The sequence below is a fragment of the Campylobacter peloridis LMG 23910 genome, from assembly GCF_000816785.1.
GTDB classification, from domain to species: Bacteria; Campylobacterota; Campylobacteria; order Campylobacterales; family Campylobacteraceae; genus Campylobacter_D; species Campylobacter_D peloridis.
The window spans coordinates 1,308,386-1,326,847 of the sequence record NZ_CP007766.1 but is presented as its reverse complement, the minus strand read 5'-3'; the positions used below and the strand labels follow the sequence as shown (position 1 = coordinate 1,326,847).

Genomic DNA, 18,462 nt, shown 5'->3' with positions numbered 1-18,462 from the left:
TTATAAATAATTTGTGATTAATAAAAAATTAATTTTTAAAATTTTCATGATAAATTTGTTTCGGCAAGATGAATAATTTTACAAGAATTTTCAATTAAATCTATGATTTTTCCAAGTTCATAGCTAGTTCTACCATAAGCAAAAATTCCATATCCTTTAATCACTATAAAATTTTGTTTTTTTTCAAGCATATGACGATAAATTTCTGTTTGAGATCTATCTTCCCAATCTTCATAATTTTTAGGATTATAAACATGAATTTCTTTTAAAAAAATTTCTCCAAAATAATCTTGCGGGGTTATAAAATCATAATTTAAACTCATAGATAAAGTATATGCTGGACAAGCAAAGCATATAAATTTGGCTTCTGGAATATTCTCATAAATGCTTTTGTGAACCTCACAATCTTTGCTTGCTTCACTCCAGCTATAATCTTTTGTGAATTTTAAAGTATTTAAATTTTTTTCATTTAATTGATTTAAAAAAGCATCATTTTTATTGATAAGAAAAGAGCTTTGTGAGAGTTTTGCAGATACTGAGCCATGACAAATCCCAAAAAAATTTTTTTTAAACATAGATGATGCAAGGGCTTGAATTTGGTTGGTAATATTTTCTTTATCCATTAAAAACCTTATTTTAAACTTAATTAAGATATTATACTAAAAAATATTTAAAGGATTATTTTGCAAAGTCCGCATATTCCTGTTTTATTGCAAGAGGTTTTAGATGTTTTTGATGATTTTAGTGATGGAGATTTTTTAGATTGTACTTTAGGTTATGGTGGACATTCTAAAGCTTTATTGCAAAATCATAAAAAACTGAAATTAATTGCTTGTGATAAAGATTTAGAAGCCTTAAATTTTTCTAAGGAATTTTTAAAAGAATTTAGCAATAGAGTGCTTTTTAAGCATATGGGTTTTAAAGATATTTTAAGTTGCATTAATACTCAAAATTTAAGGGGAATTCTAGCAGATATTGGTGTTTCTTCTTTGCAGCTTGATAAAAATGATAGGGGATTTTCTTTACATTCTGATTTTTTAGATATGAGAATGGATCAAAATAATCCTTTAAGTGCAAAAGAAGTGGTAAATTCTTATACCAAAGAAGATTTGGAGCGGATTTTTAGAGACTATGGAGATTTAGCACCTGTTGCTTCAATGCTTGCGCAAAAAATCATTAGCACAAGGATTGAAAAAGAAATTACAAGCGCAAAAGAATTAAATAAAATTATCGGTAATGCTAAATTAAAAGGACGCAATGTGTCTTTGGCTTTGCTTGTTTTTCAGGCTTTACGCATAGAAGTAAATGATGAGCTTGGTGAATTGAAAACTTTGCTTGAAAATATAGAAAAAGCAAAGCTAAAAAATTGCAAATTTGCTATCATTAGTTTTCATTCTTTAGAAGATAGATTAGTAAAAAATACTTTTAAAAGATGGGAAAAAGATTGTATATGTGATGAAAGAGCTATGAAATGTGAATGTGGTAAAAATCATAGCCTTGGTAAAATTTTAAGTAAAAAAGCCATAAGTGCTTCCAAAGAAGAAATAAGCTATAATAGCAGATCAAGCTGTGCAAAAATGAGAATTTTTTATTTTAGGTAAATGATGATTGATGATGATTTTTTAAAAGAAAAGCAAAATATACGCGAAAAAATGCTTAAATACTCTAGGGCTATTAAAGAAGGCAGGCCTTATGAGGAATCAGAATATCAATTTAACGAAAGTGATCATATCTTAAAAAATAGAATTCATCGCAAAAAACGGCCTAAATTTACAGATTTTGATGAAGAATACGAAGAAAAACCAAAAAAACAATCTAATATTTATTTAAAAGAAGATCTAATTAATGTAAAATTAGAAGAAAAAAAACCTTTTAAAATTCATTTTAATTTCTTTAAAAAACAAAAAGGTAAATTAGATAAAAAAAACGAAAAAAATACAAAGTTATCAAAAAATTCCAAAATAAATCAAGATACCGCTACACCAAAAATACAAAATGAGCAAATAATAAAAAAAGACTCCCTTAAATTTTCAAAAATTTTTATTAAAAGCAATGCTTTTGTTTCGTTAAAAATTCAAGATATAAAAATAAAGAGAAAAGAAAAAGCTAAAATCAAGCAAGAATTAAAAGAGCAACGAAAAATAGAAAATGAGAAAATAAAAAAAGAGCAAGAGGAGATTAAAGAAAAAGAAAAATTAGCACAACAAAGACAGCAAATTCTAGAAGAAAAAGTTAGACAAGAGGAGAATGAAGAATATACTCAAGAGGATAAATACGAACTTTTAGATAGCATAGTCAGCGAGGAAAATAAAAATTTAAGTCCAAAAAATTTACTTTATGCGATGATGATTATTGTGTTTGCTTTGTTAGTGTTTTTTCCACAAATTTACATAAGAAATCAAATTTATTATATAAGTAGGGATATTGCTGATTTAAGATCGCAAGAATGGGTTTTAGATGAAGAAAATAAAGAACTCCAAAGACAACTTGAAGCACTTTATTTTCAAAATCAAGTTTTGGATTATTTAGATTAATTTTGCGTTTGAATAATTTTTTCTAAAACATATTGTTCAAGTTGATTTTTTGGAATTTCTTCTTTAATAGCTTGGTTGTAAATTTCTTCAGCTATTTTTGAGTATTTTTCATAAGCAAAATATGGAAAATGCAACATCCAAGCTTTTTTTAGTAATTTTTTACTTATGATTTTTCTAGTATAAATTTTAAACAAATCATAACCTATAAATACACAAGCAGTTACAAAAACAGCACTTAGTATGCTAATATGAAAGTCAATGATGGTTAAAAAATAATGCGTTATGATGAGCAAAGGAACTAAAATAAAAACACAAAAAAGTGCATAAATTAAATAAGAATTAAAAACTCTAAATTTAAAATTTAATTTCGCAGGATCTATCATCATTCCTTCATTTAATAAAGCATTGGCTTCTAACAAATCTCTTAAATTAACAGGTTGATTAGAGATTTTAAAAATAAATTTTAAAACAAATTCTTGAATTTTCATTATTTTACCTAAATTATTTTTTGTGATTTTAGCATGTTAGTTTTTAAAAAAAATAAATTTTTAACTCTTGTAAATAACAATATTGTGTTAGAATTCATTTTATTTTATTGTTTGAGAAAGAAAAAATGGCTGATTCAAGATTTATGATGAATGTTAAGGGTATAGCTAAAAGTTTTATACCTAGAAAAATTTATCAAAATCAATTACAAAATATTTTAAAAGAAATTTTAAAATCAAAAAATATAGATAATATTATTACTCGTTTAAATTATTATAATCTGCAAAATGATTTTTTTGATATAAAAAAATTTGAAAATTATGAAAAAATAGGAAAATTTCCCTTTAAAAAAACTTCTTACGCTTATGATGCATATGCGATTAGTAAGTATTTTAATGATGATTTTTTATGGATTAAAGGCTTTGGAGATATTAGTTATAATCTTAAATATCCAAGTATAGCTAAATCAAGACCAGTTGAAAATGGATTTAATAATATCATTTTAAAATTAGATAAAAACAGGCATTTTAATTTTATACAAGATAAAAATCAATTTGAAGATAAAAAGGATTTACTTTTTTTTAGAGGTGCGATTTATCAGTCCCATCGTATTAAATTTTTTGAGAAATATTTTGATAATGAGCGTTGTGATATTGCTCATGTTGGTGGTAGAAAAATTCAAGCTGAAAAATGGATTAAAAAAATAAATTTTAAAATCAACAGAGCCTATCAAACTCAGTTTAAATTTTTACTTTCATTAGAAGGTAATGATGTGGCAAGTAACTTAAAATGGGTTATGAAAACAAATTCCTTAGTCTTTGCACCAAAAATGCGTTATGAGACTTGGTTTATGGAAGGAAAGTTAATCCCCAATGAACATTTTGCTTTAATTGATGATGATTATGAGAATGTAGAAGATTTAATTGATTATTATCTAACAAATCCGCTTAAAGCAAAAGAGATTATCCAAAATGCTCACAATTATATTGAACAATTTTTAGATGAAAAGATGGAATTTTATATAGGAATTTTAGTTTTAGCAAAATATTTTTACTATTCAAAGCAACTGGATTTACCACAAGATATTATTGATTTATTTGATTAAAGGAGCTTAAAATGCAAGAAAAAGAAATAGTATTTTTAAATGATGAATTTATGAAAGCTAATGAAGCAAAAATAAGTATTTTTGATAGAGGATTCATTTTTGGAGATGGAATTTATGAGGTAGTTCCTGTGGTAAATGCAAAAATGGCTGATAAAGAAGAATTTTGGGAGCGTTTTGAGCGTAGTTTGGCACAAATTGAATTAGAATTTCCCTATACTAAAGAAGAATTTGAAGATGTTTTAAAACAATTAATTGCTAAAAATTCTCTCAAAGAAGGTGGGCTTTATATGCAAGTTAGTAGAGGGGTTGCTAGTAGAAATTTTGCGCTTTTAAAGGGTTTAAAGCCTACTATTATGGCTTTTGCTTTTGAATGCAAGGTGATTGAGCATGAATTTGTTAATAGCGGAGTAAGCGTGATTTCAACACCTGATTTAAGATGGAAAAGAAGGGATATAAAATCAATTTCACTGCTAGCTCAATGCCTTGCTAAAGAAGAAGCGGTAAAAGCTAAAGTTTTTGAAGCTTTTATGATAGAAAATGCTTTAGTAACAGAAGCTTCTAGCAGTTCAGTTTTTATTATAAAAGATAAAACTTTAATCACCAAACCTTTTTCTAATGAGATTTTGCCAGGAATTCGCCGTAAAAATATTTTAAAATTTGCTAAAGAATTAGATCTTAAAATAAATCAAAGAGCTTTTAGTATGAAAGAAGTGTATGAGGCTGATGAGGTATTTATTTGTGCGGCTACTTTTTTGATTTTAGGAGTTATAAAAGCAGATAGTAAGATTATCAATGATGGTAAAATAGGCTTTTATACCCAAAAACTAAGAGAAAAATATGTAGAAAAAATTCAAAAAGAGGTTTTTTAATCAAAACCTGCATTAGCAAATTCTTCTGGATGATCAAGTGCGTAGCGAAATTTATCCCAGTCTATTTGTTTATCCCAAATAGCTACGATTAAAGCAGCTACGCTATTGCCACATAAATTTCCTACAGCACGGATTTCAGACATAAATTTATCTACTCCTAAAAGTATAGAAATAGCAGCCACAGGTAAAACTTCGCCTAAATTTGCTCCTAAGCCGTTGTTTGCCTCAGCTATATGCATATTAGATAAAGCTGCAAGTGTGCTTCCAAGTATGATAAAGCCCGAGCCAGTTACTCCAACTGCTCCTTTTGATGCTATCATTAAAACGATTAAAATACTAATTTCATGAGTTAAGGAAAGCTCTACATTGAAAGCTTGTGCTAGAAAAATTAAGCTCATTGCTAAGTATATATTAGTACAATCAAGATTAAAACTATATCCAGTAGGAAGAACCAAACCCACAGTGGCTTTTGAAATTCCTGCTTTTTCAAGTTTTCTCATAAGTGGTGCTAGGGCTGATTCGCTAGAACTAGTAGCAAAAACTATCAAAACTTCTCTTGATATAAAACGCATAAATTTAAAAATATTGACCTTAGCAATAAAGCAAATAATTCCTAAAACTCCAAAAATAAAAAGCAAAGAAGCAAGCAACATCACTACAAGTAAATACCCTAAATTTAGTAAAGATTCAAGCCCGTATTTTGCTACTAAAAATGCCATTGCTGAAAAAGCTGCAATAGGCGAAAAATACATAATGATTTCTAAAATTTTAAAAACAAAACTTTGCATAATTTCTAAAGTTCTTTGTATAGGCTTTCTCTCATCAATTCTCATTAGTGAAATGATAAAAGCACAAGCAATTGCAATAACTAGAATTTGTAAAGTTTTTCCTTCGCTAAAAGCTGCGATGATATCAGTTGGTATAGCATCTTTTAAAATATGTAATATTTCATTTTGTGCATTTAATTCTACATTGTTATTAACAAATTGTGCAACGCTATCTTTATCTAAGGTATTTGGATCAAGATTCATTCCTTTACCAGGTCCTAAAACATTAGCCATAAAAATTCCTATCGCTAAGGCAAAAGTGCTAACTACTTCAAAATATATCAAAGCTTTAGCACCTATACTGCCAACTTGCTTTAGGCTTTCAAGACTAATTACACCTAAAACTATGGTTAAAAATATAATAGGCCCAATTAAAATTTTTAAAGCATGTATGAAATAATCTACACCGATTTTACTAGCTAAAGCTAGTTCTTTATCTAATAAACCAAGGCTAATACCAGCAATAATTCCCAAAACAACCCAAAATCCCAAATTCTTTACTAATTTTTTCATTTTACTTGGTTTTTCATGAGTGATTACTAGCATAAAAACTCCTTTTATTTTATAAGCAGTGTATATTAGCAAATAAAAGTTTGTTTTAAAAGTAAAAATAAATAAAAAATAAATGGAATTTAGATTTTTGATAATTTTTTATCTAATTTTGTATAAAAAAGTAGCATTTTGTAGTATTTTTGTATGATTTATAATGAAATAAATAATGATAATGTTTATCTAAATTTAAGAATTTAAGTAATATACTTGCGACTATGATTTTAAAAATGAATATCATTTTTGGAGTAAAATAGTGTTAAAAAGAATAATTTTATTAATGATTTTTTCATTTTGTTCTATTGTTTATGCTAGAGAAATTGATTATCAAAAAGAAGTTCACTCAATCAAGCAAATTTTAGATGAGAGTATGAATTTATACAAAGAAAATAAAAATTTAGAAGCGAAAAAAAAGGCTGAAGATGCGTATTTTCAACATTTTGAAACCATGGAGGGTTCAATTGGTCGCAATGTAGGTAGAAAAGCCATCATTATGGAGCGTAAATTTGTTAATTTAAGAAAAATGTATAAAGATAAAGAAGATTTTTCTAAAATAGAGGCTTTAATTAGCAGTTTGTATTTTGATTTAGATGAAATAGTTCCTATTTTAGAGAAAGGTTTTCAACTAAAAGCTGAAGTTAGCGATACTAATTACAATGAAGAAGAAGCACAAAAGTCTTCTATAGAAGCAGAAAAACAGCGTCAAGCACAAGCACAAGCAATGTTTGCGGCTTTGCTTGGAGAAGATATTAAAGAGCAAATCCCACAAAATTCAACTCAAAATTTGGCCGCTCAAAAACAAAACACTCAAGAGGATGAAGCATTGTTAGCTTTACAAGAAGCTTCGGCTTTAGATGCAAGATTACAATTTTTGATGGATTCCATGATTTCAAAGCTTGATCAAGCTGCATTAGCTTTTGTAAATAAAGATTATCAAAAAGCTAAAGATTTGATTCAATCAGCATTGTTTGAAGACTATAGAAATTCAAAAGTAGAAGTTTTAGTAGCAAGATACACTAAAGCAGGTGTGGATAAAAAAATTCAAACCAAGCTTAGAACTATTATAAGAAAAATCAATGCTAATACTTTAGATGAAAAAACTATTAGAGATGAAATTGCAAATATATCAGATTTATTATATGAAGCATTTTTAGCTTTACCTAAAGAAGAATTAGCTTTACTTCAGGTTAAAGGCTATGATGAAAGTGCTATAAATGCTAAAAATTATACTAAAGTATATGATGATATCAAAATTGCTTTAAATGATATTTTGCAAAATTATGAAGGCTTTAGCTTAAATAGTATAGATGCTTTACAAAATGTTTATTTAGATATTTTTGAAGCAAGTGGTATGGAAAGTAAAATTGGTGCTATTGATAGTGCTTTAAAATTAAAAATAGAAAGTTATTTTTCAAAAGGTGTTGCACTTATTAAAGCAAGTGCTTCTAAAGAAGAATTAAAACAAAATTTTGACGAGCTTAGCACCTTGATAGAAAGCTCTTTAGATAAAATTCAAGAATCTTCGCCTATGTCTTTGTTTATATGGGCTTTGGGTATTATTTTAAGAGAAGGCTTAGAAGCTTTAATTATCATTGTAGCTATAGTTTCATACTTAGTTCAAAGTGGCAATAAAAAGCGTTTAAATATAGTATATTCAGCACTTTGGAGCGGGGTATTTTTAAGTTTTGTAACGGCATTTTTTATTTCATGGATTTTTAAAGAACAAGCAGGGCAAAGTAGAGAGTTATTAGAAGGTATTACCATGCTTGTGGCTGTGGCATTGCTTTTTTATGTTGGTTTTTGGCTTTTATCTAATGCACAAAATAAAAAATGGACAAATCACATAAAAACTCAAGCAATAGAGGCTATATCAAATAATTCAGCAAAAACTTTATGGTTTAGTGTGTTTTTAGCTGTATATAGAGAAGGTGCTGAGACTATTCTTTTTTATCAGGCTTTATTGTTTGATGCAAAAACAAGCACAGATTATAGTTTTATATTTATAGGATTAGCTAGTGGATTAATTATACTTATCATACTTTATTATTTATTAAAAGCTGGTGCTTTAAAAATACCAGTAAAACAATTTTTTTATATAACTTCATACATTATTTTTTACATGGTTTTTGTCTTTATGGGCAAAGGCATTGGTGAGCTCATAGAAGCTAAGGTTATCACTCCAAGCTTGCTTCCTTTTGATTTTGAAGGAATTTTATGGCTTGGAATTTATCCTTACTATGAGAGTATCATACCTCAGTTTATGGTTTTAATCTTACTCATTGTGGGTATTTTTATAACAAAGCAAATTTCAAATAAAAGGGAAAAAATATGAAAAAAACTTTATTAAGTTTGAGTGCAGCAGCTAGTATTTTAGCTAGTTCAGTTTTTGCAGCAGAGGTGCCAATTGGTGATCCATATGAGTTAAATGGTATGGAGATAGCAGCAGTTTATTTACAGCCAATCGAAATGGAGCCAAGAGGAATTGATCTTGCAGCTAGTTTAGCAGATATTCACCTTGAAGCAGATATTCATGCATTAAAGGGTAATAAAAACGGCTTTCCAGAGGGTTTTTGGATTCCATATTTAAGTGTAGCTTATAAGCTAACAAATTTAGACAATGGCAAAGTAAAAACAGGAACTCTTATGCCTATGGTTGCAGATGATGGCCCTCATTATGGAGCAAATATTAAAATGGATACAGGTATAGGTAATTATGAGTTAGTCTTTTTAATTGATAATCCAGAAAAACAAGGTTTTGGACGCCATGTTGATAAAGAAACAGGTGTTGGTAAATGGTTTGAGCCATTTTCTGTTAAATACAACTTTAAATACACAGGAAAACCAAAGTGATTCTTCCCTAGCTTTTGCTAGGGTTTATTTATGAAATTATTGATTTTATAAATAAATTCTATCAAAGAAGAGCCTATGTCGATTTATTTTGTTCATTTTTTTGGAGTATTTTTTTCTTATGCACTTTTAAGTGCTTTGTTTTTTTATAATCTAAAACATTCTTTAGTGTTTAAACTTGCTTTTGCGGGTTTTGTTTTTTCTTATTTTGCCTTTTTTATTAGTGCTAAGACGCTAAATTATGATTTGTTATATTTTTCTAATGATATTTTATTTGTTTTATTGTCGTTGATTATTATCATTTTTTCTTTTATACAAAATAATTTTTTAAAAGAAAAAATTCAAGCTATTTTGGTTTTTTTAGTATCTTTTGCTTTTGGCATAAAATACTTTCATATTTCTATAGATTTTCCTATATTAAGTTCAAATTTTTTAGATTCTTTAGCGATTAGCTCTTTTGGATTTATTTTGCTTGCTTTTGTTTTATGTTTTGGAGTTTATCTTTTTATGAGATGGCTAAGGGAATTTAAATTTAAGTTTTTAAATTTATTTTTACTCATTATCGTGATTTTTTACCTCAATGAAGCTTTAGCACAAATTTTATTATACCTTATGAGAGAAGGTGTGATAGAAACAGAAAGTTTGTATTTAAGCTATGTGGCAAAGAGTGTGTATTATGCTAAATTTTATACTTATGCATGGTTTTTACTGCTAGGAATTTGTATAGTTTTAGCCTTAAAACAAAGAGTGAGTGAAAATACTAAGAAAAAAGATTTTGATATAGAATTTAGAAAAAATCAAGCAAAAAATTCAACTATAACTAGCTTTAGTGCAAGCATTTTTAGTGCTATGATTTTGAGTCTTTGTATTTTTCTTTTTTATGATTTGCATGCTTCAAGGCCAGTAACTATAGATGAACCAACTTATGTAGAGCCAAACGAAAATGATGAATTTGTTTTTGATGTAGCGATTTTAAGAGATAACAACTTACACCGCTTTGCTTATATTAGCGATGAGGGCAAGGTGGTAAGATTTTTCTTAATCAACAAAAGAGAAGATAAAGACTCTCCAGTAGCTGTTTTTGACGCTTGTAGTATATGTGGGGATATGGGGTATGTTAAAAAAGGCGGAGAGTTAATTTGCATTTCATGTAATGTTAGAATTTTCTTACCAAGTGTAGGTAAAGCAGGTGGGTGCAATCCTATCCCTATGAAATATAAATTTGAAAATGGTAAAGTTATCATACCTTTTTCAGAAATTTTAGATGGGGTGAATTTTTTCACTCAAGTAGTAGAAAAAAAAGTTTATGATCCTATTGATAATACTGAGCTTATTAATCTAAAAGCACCAAAATCTTATGTCTATAAAGGAAGAACATATTTTTTTGCTAATGAAAAAAACTATGAAGAGTTTAAAAATGATCCTTTAAAATACATTGATATAAACAAAACTTCAAAATATAGAATTCATAATTTATTAGGAAGTGATTATGCAGGTTAAGATTATAAAAAATTCTATTTTTCAAAATAAAATTCAAAAATCTTTAGCTTTACTAACGATTTTTTTAGCTACTTTGCTTATGGCTACTATGTTAAACCTCACTTTGGGTATAGGTAATGAAATCACAAAAGAACTAAGAAGTTATGGTTCAAACATTTTAGTTTTGCCAAAAGGTGCAAGTTTAAGTGTAGAAGTGGGTAATAAAATCTATGAGCCTTTAAAAAATCAAAATTTCTTAGAGGAAAGCAAACTCCATACTATAAAAGAAATTTTTTGGAGAAATAATATCAATGCCTTTGCACCATTTTTAGATACTCAAGTAAAAATTCAAACTCCAAATGCAAGTTATGAAAATATCTCTTTGGTAGGAACTTATTTTGATAAGGCTATAAAAGTGCAAGATGATGATGATTTTTATGCGGGTATTAAAGAATTGTATAAATATAGTCAAATCAAAGGAAATTACCCAAAAGATGATAGTTTAGATGAAATAATGCTAGGAAAGGATTTAGCACAAAAATATGATTTAAAAATAAATGATGAAATCACCATTACACAAAATAATCAAAATTTTAAAGTAAAAATTGTTGGTATTATAGACTTAACTCAAGCCTTTTCAAATAAAATCATCACTTCTTTACTTTTAGCACAAAAACTTTCTAAAAAAGAAGGTTTATTTGCCAAAGCAGAAGTTTCAGCTTTAACTATACCTGAAAATGATTTAGCACAAAAAGCAAGACGCGATGTAGATAGTTTAAATCAGCTTGAATATGATCAATGGTATTGCACTGCTTATGTAAGTTCTATTGCCTATCAAATCGCAGAAGACTTTAAAGGTGCTAGCACAAAAGTTGTAAGCGCGATTTCTGATGCAGAAAGTTTAATAGTATCTAAAATTCAATCCTTAATGGCAGTGGTTAGCATTATATGTTTAATCGTATCTTCTATAGCTATATCATCTTTAATGAGTGCAGATATATTTAGAAGAAGAAGTGAAATAGGGCTTTTAAAAGCTTTGGGTGCTAGCACTTTGCAAATTTATATGATTTTTGCATTAGAAGGGGTTGTAGTAGCTTTAATTGGGGCTGTTTTTGGTTTTGCTTTTGGTATAGGAATTTCAGAGCTTATTGCTTTGAGTATATTTAATCATAGTATTGTAATTTCATGGATTATTTTACCAATTTGTTTGTTTTTTGCAGTGCTTATAGTATTTTTAGGATGTTTATTTTCTATCAAAGGAATTTCTAAACTTTCTACTTCAGAGGTTTTATATGGCAAATAATTTTTTTATACAAGAGGTTTTTAAATCTCTTATTTTTTCTTATAAAAGAGTTTGTGTTATTTTTATAGCTGTGTTTATGGGGGCTATGGTTAGTGCTTCTTTTTTTAATATTTATTTTGATATTGATACAAAATTATCTAAAGAATTAAAAGCTTATGGGGCAAATTTTATCATTACTCCAAAAGATGATGAGTTTTTAAGTATGGATGAATTTAATCAAGTCAAGGAAAATTTAAAAGCTAAAGCTTTAACCCCATTTTTATATGGTTTTTATAATCTTGAAAGTTCAAGTGCAGTGGTAGTTGGGGTTGATTTTGCAAATTTAAAGCTTACTAAGCCTTTTATGGAAGTTTTAAAAGGAAGTTTTTCTTTGAGTGATTTTAGTGAAGATAGTGCCTTTGTAGGGGCTGATTTAGCTAAACAATTAGAGCTTAAAATAGGACAAGAATTACAAATTTATAATCCAAGCATTTCTAAAATAGTCAAAGTAAAAATCAAAGCTATTTTAAGAAGCAATGATGAACAAGATGGGGTTTTAATTATCTCTTTAAAAAAAGCACAAGAATTAGCAGCTAAAGAAGCGATAAATTATGCTCAGGCTATTTTGTTAGGTGATTATGAAAGTTTAGATCAAAAAGCAAAAGAACTTAGTAAAGGTAATGTAGAAGCTAAAGTTATAGCTTCAATATCTATTAGCGAAGGAATTATTTTAGAAAAAATAAAGGCTTTAATGGCTTTAATTAGCTTAACCATTTTACTCATTAGTTCTTTAAGTGTAAATACCACTCTTAGTGCGGTGATTTTTTCAAGAAAAAAAGAAATAGCCTTACATCTTGCATTAGGAGCTAAACATAAAGAAATCATTAAGCTTTTTGGAGCTGAAGTGTTTGTTTTGAGTTTGAGTGCTAGTTTGCTTGGTGCTTTTTGTGGGTATTTTTTGGCTAATATTTTTGGATATTTGATTTTTAATGCAAGTATAGATTTTAGATTGAGTTCGGTGTTTTTTGCAGTGCTTGTTTCTTTGGTTTTTGCATTTTTTGCAAGTATTTTACCACTAAAAAAAGCTTTGAAAATCAATGTTTGTGAAAATTTAAAGGGTGAGTGATGAAAAGTATTATAAAAATTTCAAATTTAAATCGTAATTTCAATGAAGTTAAAGCTTTGCGTAATATAAATTTAGAAGTAAAACAAGGTGAATGGCTATCTATCATGGGTCCATCAGGTTCAGGCAAATCAACACTTTTAAATATACTTTCTTTAATGGATACTCAAAGTAGTGGAGAGTATATTTTAGATGGCAAAGAGGTTGGAAATTTAAGTGAAGAGGAAAAAAGTATAATTAGAAGAGAAAAGATAGGCTTGATTTTTCAGCAATTTCATTTAATACCTTATTTAAATGCTTTAGAAAATGTTATGCTAGCACAATTTTATCATTCTAGTATAGAGCAAAAAGACGCTATAATTGCTTTAGAAAAAGTAGGACTTTCACATAGGCTTACGCACTTACCAAGTCAATTAAGCGGTGGAGAGCAACAAAGACTTTGTATAGCAAGAGCTTTGGTAAATGATCCTGAAATTTTATTAGCAGATGAGCCAACTGGAAATTTAGATGAAGCTAATGAAAAGAACATTTTAGAGCTTTTTTGCAAGCTAAAAAAAGATGGAAAAACTATAGTTTTAATCACTCACAATCCAGATTTAGCTAAATTTGCTGATAGAACTATCATTTTAAGTCATGGAGTAATGAAAAGTGAAAATTAAAAATATTATTTTAGTTTGTTTGTGTGTGGTTTTTTTAGGTGCTTGTTTTGAAAACAATAACAAAAATGGTGGTAAAATAGGCTTAAAAACACCAGAAATTGCAGCAAAAAATTTAGAAGGAAAGAAAGTAAAACTAGCTGATTTTGATAATCTTATCATTTTAACTTTTGTAGAACAAGGTTGTGCATCTTGCTTAAAAGATTTACCACTTTTGGAAAAATTAGCTAATGAATACCCAAATAAAATGACTATTTTAGCGTTAGATTCCATAGACAAAGGCAAAGAATTTGAAGAATTTGCAACTAAATATAACTACAAAAATATCACATTTTTACAAGATGATTTAGATATTTCATGGCAAAGATTTAGTGTTTTTGCAGTGCCAACTACTTTCATCATTAAAGATGGCATAGTGCAAGATAAAATCATAGGAGAAAAACCATGGTCGCATTTAAAATCTTCTATAGCTTCTTGGCTTTAGTTTTTTTAGTATTTTTAAATGCATGCTCAAATAACGAATTTAAAGCCTTAAATTCAAGTCAAAACTACATTTTCAAATACAATGGTTTTGAAAAAACTTTAAAAATTCAAAATTCAAATCAAGCTTATGCTTTATTTTTTTTCACTCAAGATTGTGGTGCGTGTAAAGCACAAATTCCTATACTAAATGCACTTTATAAAGATAAAAATTTTACTATCATCGCTGTACTAAACGGAGTTAAAAATCAAGAGGAGGCAGAAAAAATTGCTTTAGAAAAAAGACTAGATTTTCCGCTTTTATATGAAAGTAAAGCTAGTTTGTTTTTATCTAAAGCAGTGGGTGGAATTTATGGCGTGCCTGTGATAGTTTTTTTTGATGAAAATGCTAATATAAATGAAAAATTTATAGGACTTACTCCAAAAGGTATTTTGGAAAATAAAATTAAATTCTTACAATGATTTACTATATCTCTTTAAAATTTTTTACAAATATTAACACAACAAAGTTTAATTTTAAGACTAAATTTACCAACAATACAATAACATTCTACAATCATTTATAATACATTAGTATTTATAAGAAAATTTGTTTAATGAAAGGATATCTTTTATGCAAAAGTTAAGTTTAAATAACCTAGTATGGGGGGGGGAATCGAATAATTTTGATTTAACCCCTTCTAAAAAACTAACTAATCACATCTTACTTTCAAGTATAGTTGCTTCATTACTTTTTTCACCTTTAGCAGCAATTAGTCCTAATGCCTTACCAAGTGGTGGTAAATTTACTCATGGCACAAGTGGAACTATAACTAAACCAAATAACACTACTATGAATATACATGGTAATAAAATTAATTCTGTTATCCAATGGGGTGGTGGTTTTAATATAGGCAATAAAGCTCAAGTAAATTTTGAAGGATCTGGTAAAAACTACCTAAACATAGCTCATGGAACAAATAAATCTACCATAGCAGGTATATTAAATGCAAAAGATAATAATGTATTTTTAATCAATCCTAATGGAGTAATCATTACTAAAACAGGCAATATCAATGCTAATCGCTTTGTAGCTTCTACTTCATCTATGAGTAATGAGGATATGAATAAATTTGCAAATTTATCACAAGAGCAAGGTAATTCTTTCTCTCCTGTATTTAAACCACAAAAAGCAGGTAGCGTAGTAAATATGGGTAATATCAATGCAAATGATGTATTGCTTATAGGCAATAAAGTAGATATACAAGGTGGTAAGGTAGGTAATAAAAATTCTACTACACATTTGGTGGGAAATGATTTAGTATTAAACCCTAGCTCTTTTGCAGAAAATAAAACTAATAATATCACAGCTTTAAACAGCGTTGAGCTTTCAGCTAGCATGAGTGCATTTGAAGATGGTGAATATAAATTTGTAGGTGGTGATAGTTTTACCTTAACTAACTATACAGACAATAACAATAAACTAACTGAAAATAAGGTTCAAAAAATAGATTTTAAACAATACCTTACTATAGATTCAGTAGGTGAATGGGTTATATTTGCTAATGCTTGGAATAACAATAAAGGCGATACAAGAAAAGTAAAAGAATTTAGACTTATAAATAATATAGATTTTAACAATGATTTTAAACCTGAGTATATGGTGGGGTATGTTTTTTATGATTCTAGTAAAAAAGCTTACGATTGGTCTAGTGCTTTTACATCAACTTTTAATGGTAATGGATACACTTTAAGTAATATTAAGTTAGATACCTCCTCTTATTCTTCTACAAATAAGCACAAAGATCATTATGTAGGAATTTTTAGTGGAGTTGGAAATGGCGGTGTTGTTAAAAACTTAAAAGTTGAAAATATCGCTACAAAAGGCCAAAGAGCTACTGGAACTATAGCTGGAGCTTCAGATGGTGGAAGTTTTTATGATATTAGTATGAAAAATATAAAAGAAGTATATGCGACTAATAACTATGCTGGAGGCTTTATAGGGCTTATTAGAGGTGCAAATGTTGGAAATTATGAAAGAATTAGCATAGATGGCATAGAAAAAGTTTATGCTAATGGTTATTCTGTAGTAGGTGCGGGTGCATTTACTGGAAGTCTTAGTGCTGGTATTTTTAAAGACATTAGTATAAATAATGTAGGAATTATTTACGGAACGGCTTCAGGTGGATTTGCTGGCATGGCTGGACAAGCTGGTAGCTTGGCTCCTAATGTAGAAAAAATGATTTTTGAAAATATCAAATTAACAGATTATGATGCAATAGGTGGTAATTGGACTTGGACTGGAGGATTTATAGCTAATTTTTGGGGACATAAAACAAAAGAAGTATTATTTAAAAATATTTTACTTGATGATATTAGAAAAATAACAGCAGAACAAGCAGTGGGAGGATTTATAGCAAGATCAGATAATGGAAAATACGAAAATATTACCTTAAATAATATAGGGGAAATTTCAGCCACTAGAGGCCATGATAGTTCAGGCGGATTTATAGGCATTATAGAAAATGGAGAATTTAAAAATATCAAATTAAATGATATAGATTTAATTAAATTTGTTGGAAATCAATATTATGGTCTTTTTGCTGGAGAAATTTCTAAAGGAAAATACGAAAATATTTCTATAAGTAATGTAAAAAATATAGATATAAAAAATTCTCGTTTTGGGTTGTTTGCTGGGATGATAGGTAAAAGTTATACACCAGGAAATTCAAATTTTAAAAGTATTATCATTCATGATATAAGTAATATAAAATATGATGGATATACAAGTGGTGGATATGGAGATCCTTATTATGGATATATGGGTGTTTTTGCGATAGATGCTAAAAATGCCACTTTAGAAAATATTTTTATATCTTTAAAAGGATTAACTATAAGCAATGATTATAGAGATGATTTGAGATTTCAAACAGCTTTTATATATAATAACGAGAGCAATACCGCTTTTTCTGATAATAATGTTATTTTTAAAAATGTTAATGTCTATTATGATAAGGATTTGTTTTCAGCTTATGATAAAGTAGATAGTGGAAAATATCAAAACAATGTAAATTTTTTACAAAATCAATATGATAACTTTATCGCCTCCGCTCAAACAGCTACAGGATTGCAATATGATAAAACCTCTAATTCTTTTCAAACTACCACAGATTTTAAACTAACAGATCCTATCTTTACCACCATAGGTGAAGGCGGAAATAATCCTAACGAAGTAAAACTTGATGAAAATGATTTGCTTCAAGAAATGATTAAAAAAGAAATAATTGCTAATATCACTAATGGAAAATATAAATTACATATAAGTGATTTATTGAAAATGCTAGAAGATAAAGCAAATTATTCTAATATGGGTGAAGAACAAAAGGTTGAATTTGTAGCTAAATACTTTTTAAGTGGTGATAAAACAAAAGCTTTAGAAGTAGTTCAAAGTTTAGATTTTCTTTTAGCTTATGAAAAAAATGGTTTAAGCACTGCTTCAAATGATAAATTCAAAGGAAATGGTTTTAGCACAAAAGAAAGTATATTAAAACAAGTAAATAATACAACTAAAAATATCAAAGATAAAATCAATCAGCTTAATGATGAATTAAAATCTTTAGCAAATGAATCAAAAGGATTTTTAAAAGATCTTATTGCTAAGCAAAATGAGCTTGATGTAGTTATTAAAGCTTACAATAAATATGTAGTTTTAATCAATAAAGGCTTAGCACATAAAAACGACCCAGAATTTGTTATATTAAAAAACAAAATAGATACCTTAATGAAAGACAGCCAAGATTTAGCGATTTTAATCAATACCAAGCAAAATGAACTATCTACTTGGCAAAACAAAAATAATACAGAAAATTTCAAAGTAATTGGTGCTTTTGCTAATGTGGTATTAAATACTAATCCCAAGTTAGATCAAATCAAAGGCGATGGAGGAGAAGGAGAAGATCCTAATAAACCTGAACTCCCTGAGATTGATTTAGAATTTGAACAAACTGCGTCTTTAAATTTAATAGGTGATGAAAGCTTAGAAGAAGAGGAAGAAGAGCATGAGATAGAAGAAGCAGCTATTACTCAAAGAGCTAGAACTTGTATAGTAAGTGATAATTTTAAAACTATGAATCCTTGTGTGGTTGGAGGCTATTAAATACATACTCAGAAAGAAAAACTTTCTGAGTATTATTGAGTAGTTATTTTTTAAATTAAATTCCATTAACTTAAGTATTTTTTTATAAAT

At 28.0% G+C, this 18,462-nt stretch carries 16 protein-coding genes; 13 read left to right on the top strand and 3 right to left on the bottom strand.

All coding sequences use genetic code 11. The features are described from left to right. Positions 1 to 44: 44 nt before the first annotated feature. Entirely contained in the window at positions 45 to 623 is a 579-nt protein-coding gene (locus tag CPEL_RS06500) for a class II aldolase and adducin N-terminal domain-containing protein (RefSeq protein WP_044599121.1), read from the bottom strand. Positions 624 to 683: 60 nt separating this feature from the next. Between CPEL_RS06500 and rsmH the strand changes: the two genes are divergently transcribed. Both rsmH and CPEL_RS09470 read left to right on the top strand, forming a co-directional pair. Then, positions 684 to 1,601 carry a 16S rRNA (cytosine(1402)-N(4))-methyltransferase RsmH gene (rsmH, locus tag CPEL_RS06495; protein WP_044599120.1) on the top strand — a complete coding sequence of 306 codons (918 nt, stop codon included), beginning with the start codon at positions 684 to 686 and terminating at the stop codon, positions 1,599 to 1,601. A 3-nt stretch (positions 1,602 to 1,604) separates the two neighbouring features. Continuing rightward, entirely contained in the window at positions 1,605 to 2,534 is a 930-nt protein-coding gene (locus tag CPEL_RS09470; protein WP_044599119.1) for a hypothetical protein, read from the top strand. Here the strand turns inward: CPEL_RS09470 and CPEL_RS06485 are convergent. Beyond that, complete coding sequence (locus CPEL_RS06485) at positions 2,531 to 3,025, bottom strand: hypothetical protein (protein ID WP_044599118.1); 495 nt, start codon at positions 3,023 to 3,025, stop codon at positions 2,531 to 2,533. The two genes, CPEL_RS09470 and CPEL_RS06485, sit on opposite strands and share 4 nt — an antisense overlap. Positions 3,026 to 3,147: 122 nt before the next feature. On the opposite strand from CPEL_RS06485, the gene CPEL_RS06480 reads away from it, so the two are divergent. Then, a complete protein-coding gene (locus CPEL_RS06480) occupies positions 3,148 to 4,125 on the top strand; it encodes a glycosyl transferase family 90 (protein WP_044599117.1) in 978 nt (325 codons plus the stop codon). Between the two features lie 11 nt (positions 4,126 to 4,136). Continuing rightward, positions 4,137 to 4,994 (top strand): aminotransferase class IV, encoded by an 858-nt coding sequence (locus CPEL_RS06475; protein ID WP_044599116.1) that lies wholly within the window; start codon positions 4,137 to 4,139, stop codon positions 4,992 to 4,994. Here CPEL_RS06475 and CPEL_RS06470 read toward each other — a convergent pair. Further along, a complete protein-coding gene (locus CPEL_RS06470; RefSeq protein WP_044599115.1) occupies positions 4,991 to 6,367 on the bottom strand; it encodes a C4-dicarboxylate transporter in 1,377 nt (458 codons plus the stop codon). The genes CPEL_RS06475 and CPEL_RS06470 overlap by 4 nt on opposite strands. A gap of 283 nt (positions 6,368 to 6,650) precedes the next feature. On the opposite strand from CPEL_RS06470, the gene CPEL_RS06465 reads away from it, so the two are divergent. The 9 genes from CPEL_RS06465 (at position 6,651) to CPEL_RS06425 (ending at position 18,372) form a co-directional block, all read left to right on the top strand. Further along, positions 6,651 to 8,702, top strand: a complete 2,052-nt coding sequence (locus CPEL_RS06465; RefSeq protein ID WP_044599580.1) for a ferrirhodotorulic acid transporter inner membrane protein — start codon at positions 6,651 to 6,653, stop codon at positions 8,700 to 8,702. Continuing rightward, complete coding sequence (locus tag CPEL_RS06460; RefSeq protein ID WP_044599114.1) at positions 8,699 to 9,220, top strand: ferrirhodotorulic acid transporter, periplasmic binding protein; 522 nt, start codon at positions 8,699 to 8,701, stop codon at positions 9,218 to 9,220. Before CPEL_RS06465 ends, CPEL_RS06460 begins: the two co-directional genes overlap by 4 nt. Positions 9,221 to 9,295: 75 nt before the next feature. Continuing rightward, entirely contained in the window at positions 9,296 to 10,717 is a 1,422-nt protein-coding gene (locus CPEL_RS06455; RefSeq protein WP_044599113.1) for a ferrirhodotorulic acid ABC transporter membrane protein, read from the top strand. Next, entirely contained in the window at positions 10,707 to 11,999 is a 1,293-nt protein-coding gene (locus CPEL_RS06450) for an ABC transporter permease (protein WP_044599112.1), read from the top strand. The genes CPEL_RS06455 and CPEL_RS06450 overlap by 11 nt, the downstream gene beginning before the upstream one ends. Then, complete coding sequence (locus CPEL_RS06445) at positions 11,989 to 13,104, top strand: ABC transporter permease (protein WP_044599111.1); 1,116 nt, start codon at positions 11,989 to 11,991, stop codon at positions 13,102 to 13,104. Before CPEL_RS06450 ends, CPEL_RS06445 begins: the two co-directional genes overlap by 11 nt. Then, positions 13,104 to 13,760: an ABC transporter ATP-binding protein gene (locus tag CPEL_RS06440; RefSeq protein ID WP_044599110.1), complete on the top strand. Its 657-nt coding sequence runs from the start codon at positions 13,104 to 13,106 to the stop codon at positions 13,758 to 13,760. Before CPEL_RS06445 ends, CPEL_RS06440 begins: the two co-directional genes overlap by 1 nt. Further along, positions 13,750 to 14,241: a TlpA family protein disulfide reductase gene (locus CPEL_RS06435; RefSeq protein ID WP_049984600.1), complete on the top strand. Its 492-nt coding sequence runs from the start codon at positions 13,750 to 13,752 to the stop codon at positions 14,239 to 14,241. Before CPEL_RS06440 ends, CPEL_RS06435 begins: the two co-directional genes overlap by 11 nt. Further along, positions 14,202 to 14,699: a TlpA family protein disulfide reductase gene (locus CPEL_RS06430; protein WP_044599109.1), complete on the top strand. Its 498-nt coding sequence runs from the start codon at positions 14,202 to 14,204 to the stop codon at positions 14,697 to 14,699. Before CPEL_RS06435 ends, CPEL_RS06430 begins: the two co-directional genes overlap by 40 nt. 151 nt (positions 14,700 to 14,850) lie before the next feature. Continuing rightward, positions 14,851 to 18,372 carry a two-partner secretion domain-containing protein gene (locus tag CPEL_RS06425; RefSeq protein ID WP_044599108.1) on the top strand — a complete coding sequence of 1,174 codons (3,522 nt, stop codon included), beginning with the start codon at positions 14,851 to 14,853 and terminating at the stop codon, positions 18,370 to 18,372. Positions 18,373 to 18,462: the final 90 nt, after the last annotated feature.

Coding starts and splice junctions, on each gene's coding strand:
- CPEL_RS06500 (WP_044599121.1), bottom strand. CDS start 623: ATGGATAAAGAAAATATTACCAACCAAATTCAAGCCCTTGCATCATCT.
- CPEL_RS09470 (WP_044599119.1), top strand. CDS start 1,605: ATGATTGATGATGATTTTTTAAAAGAAAAGCAAAATATACGCGAAAAA.
- CPEL_RS06480 (WP_044599117.1), top strand. CDS start 3,148: ATGGCTGATTCAAGATTTATGATGAATGTTAAGGGTATAGCTAAAAGT.
- CPEL_RS06475 (WP_044599116.1), top strand. CDS start 4,137: ATGCAAGAAAAAGAAATAGTATTTTTAAATGATGAATTTATGAAAGCT.
- CPEL_RS06470 (WP_044599115.1), bottom strand. CDS start 6,367: ATGCTAGTAATCACTCATGAAAAACCAAGTAAAATGAAAAAATTAGTA.
- CPEL_RS06465 (WP_044599580.1), top strand. CDS start 6,651: ATGATTTTTTCATTTTGTTCTATTGTTTATGCTAGAGAAATTGATTAT.
- CPEL_RS06460 (WP_044599114.1), top strand. CDS start 8,699: ATGAAAAAAACTTTATTAAGTTTGAGTGCAGCAGCTAGTATTTTAGCT.
- CPEL_RS06455 (WP_044599113.1), top strand. CDS start 9,296: ATGTCGATTTATTTTGTTCATTTTTTTGGAGTATTTTTTTCTTATGCA.
- CPEL_RS06450 (WP_044599112.1), top strand. CDS start 10,707: ATGCAGGTTAAGATTATAAAAAATTCTATTTTTCAAAATAAAATTCAA.
- CPEL_RS06445 (WP_044599111.1), top strand. CDS start 11,989: ATGGCAAATAATTTTTTTATACAAGAGGTTTTTAAATCTCTTATTTTT.
- CPEL_RS06440 (WP_044599110.1), top strand. CDS start 13,104: ATGAAAAGTATTATAAAAATTTCAAATTTAAATCGTAATTTCAATGAA.
- CPEL_RS06430 (WP_044599109.1), top strand. CDS start 14,202: ATGGTCGCATTTAAAATCTTCTATAGCTTCTTGGCTTTAGTTTTTTTA.
- CPEL_RS06425 (WP_044599108.1), top strand. CDS start 14,851: ATGCAAAAGTTAAGTTTAAATAACCTAGTATGGGGGGGGGAATCGAAT.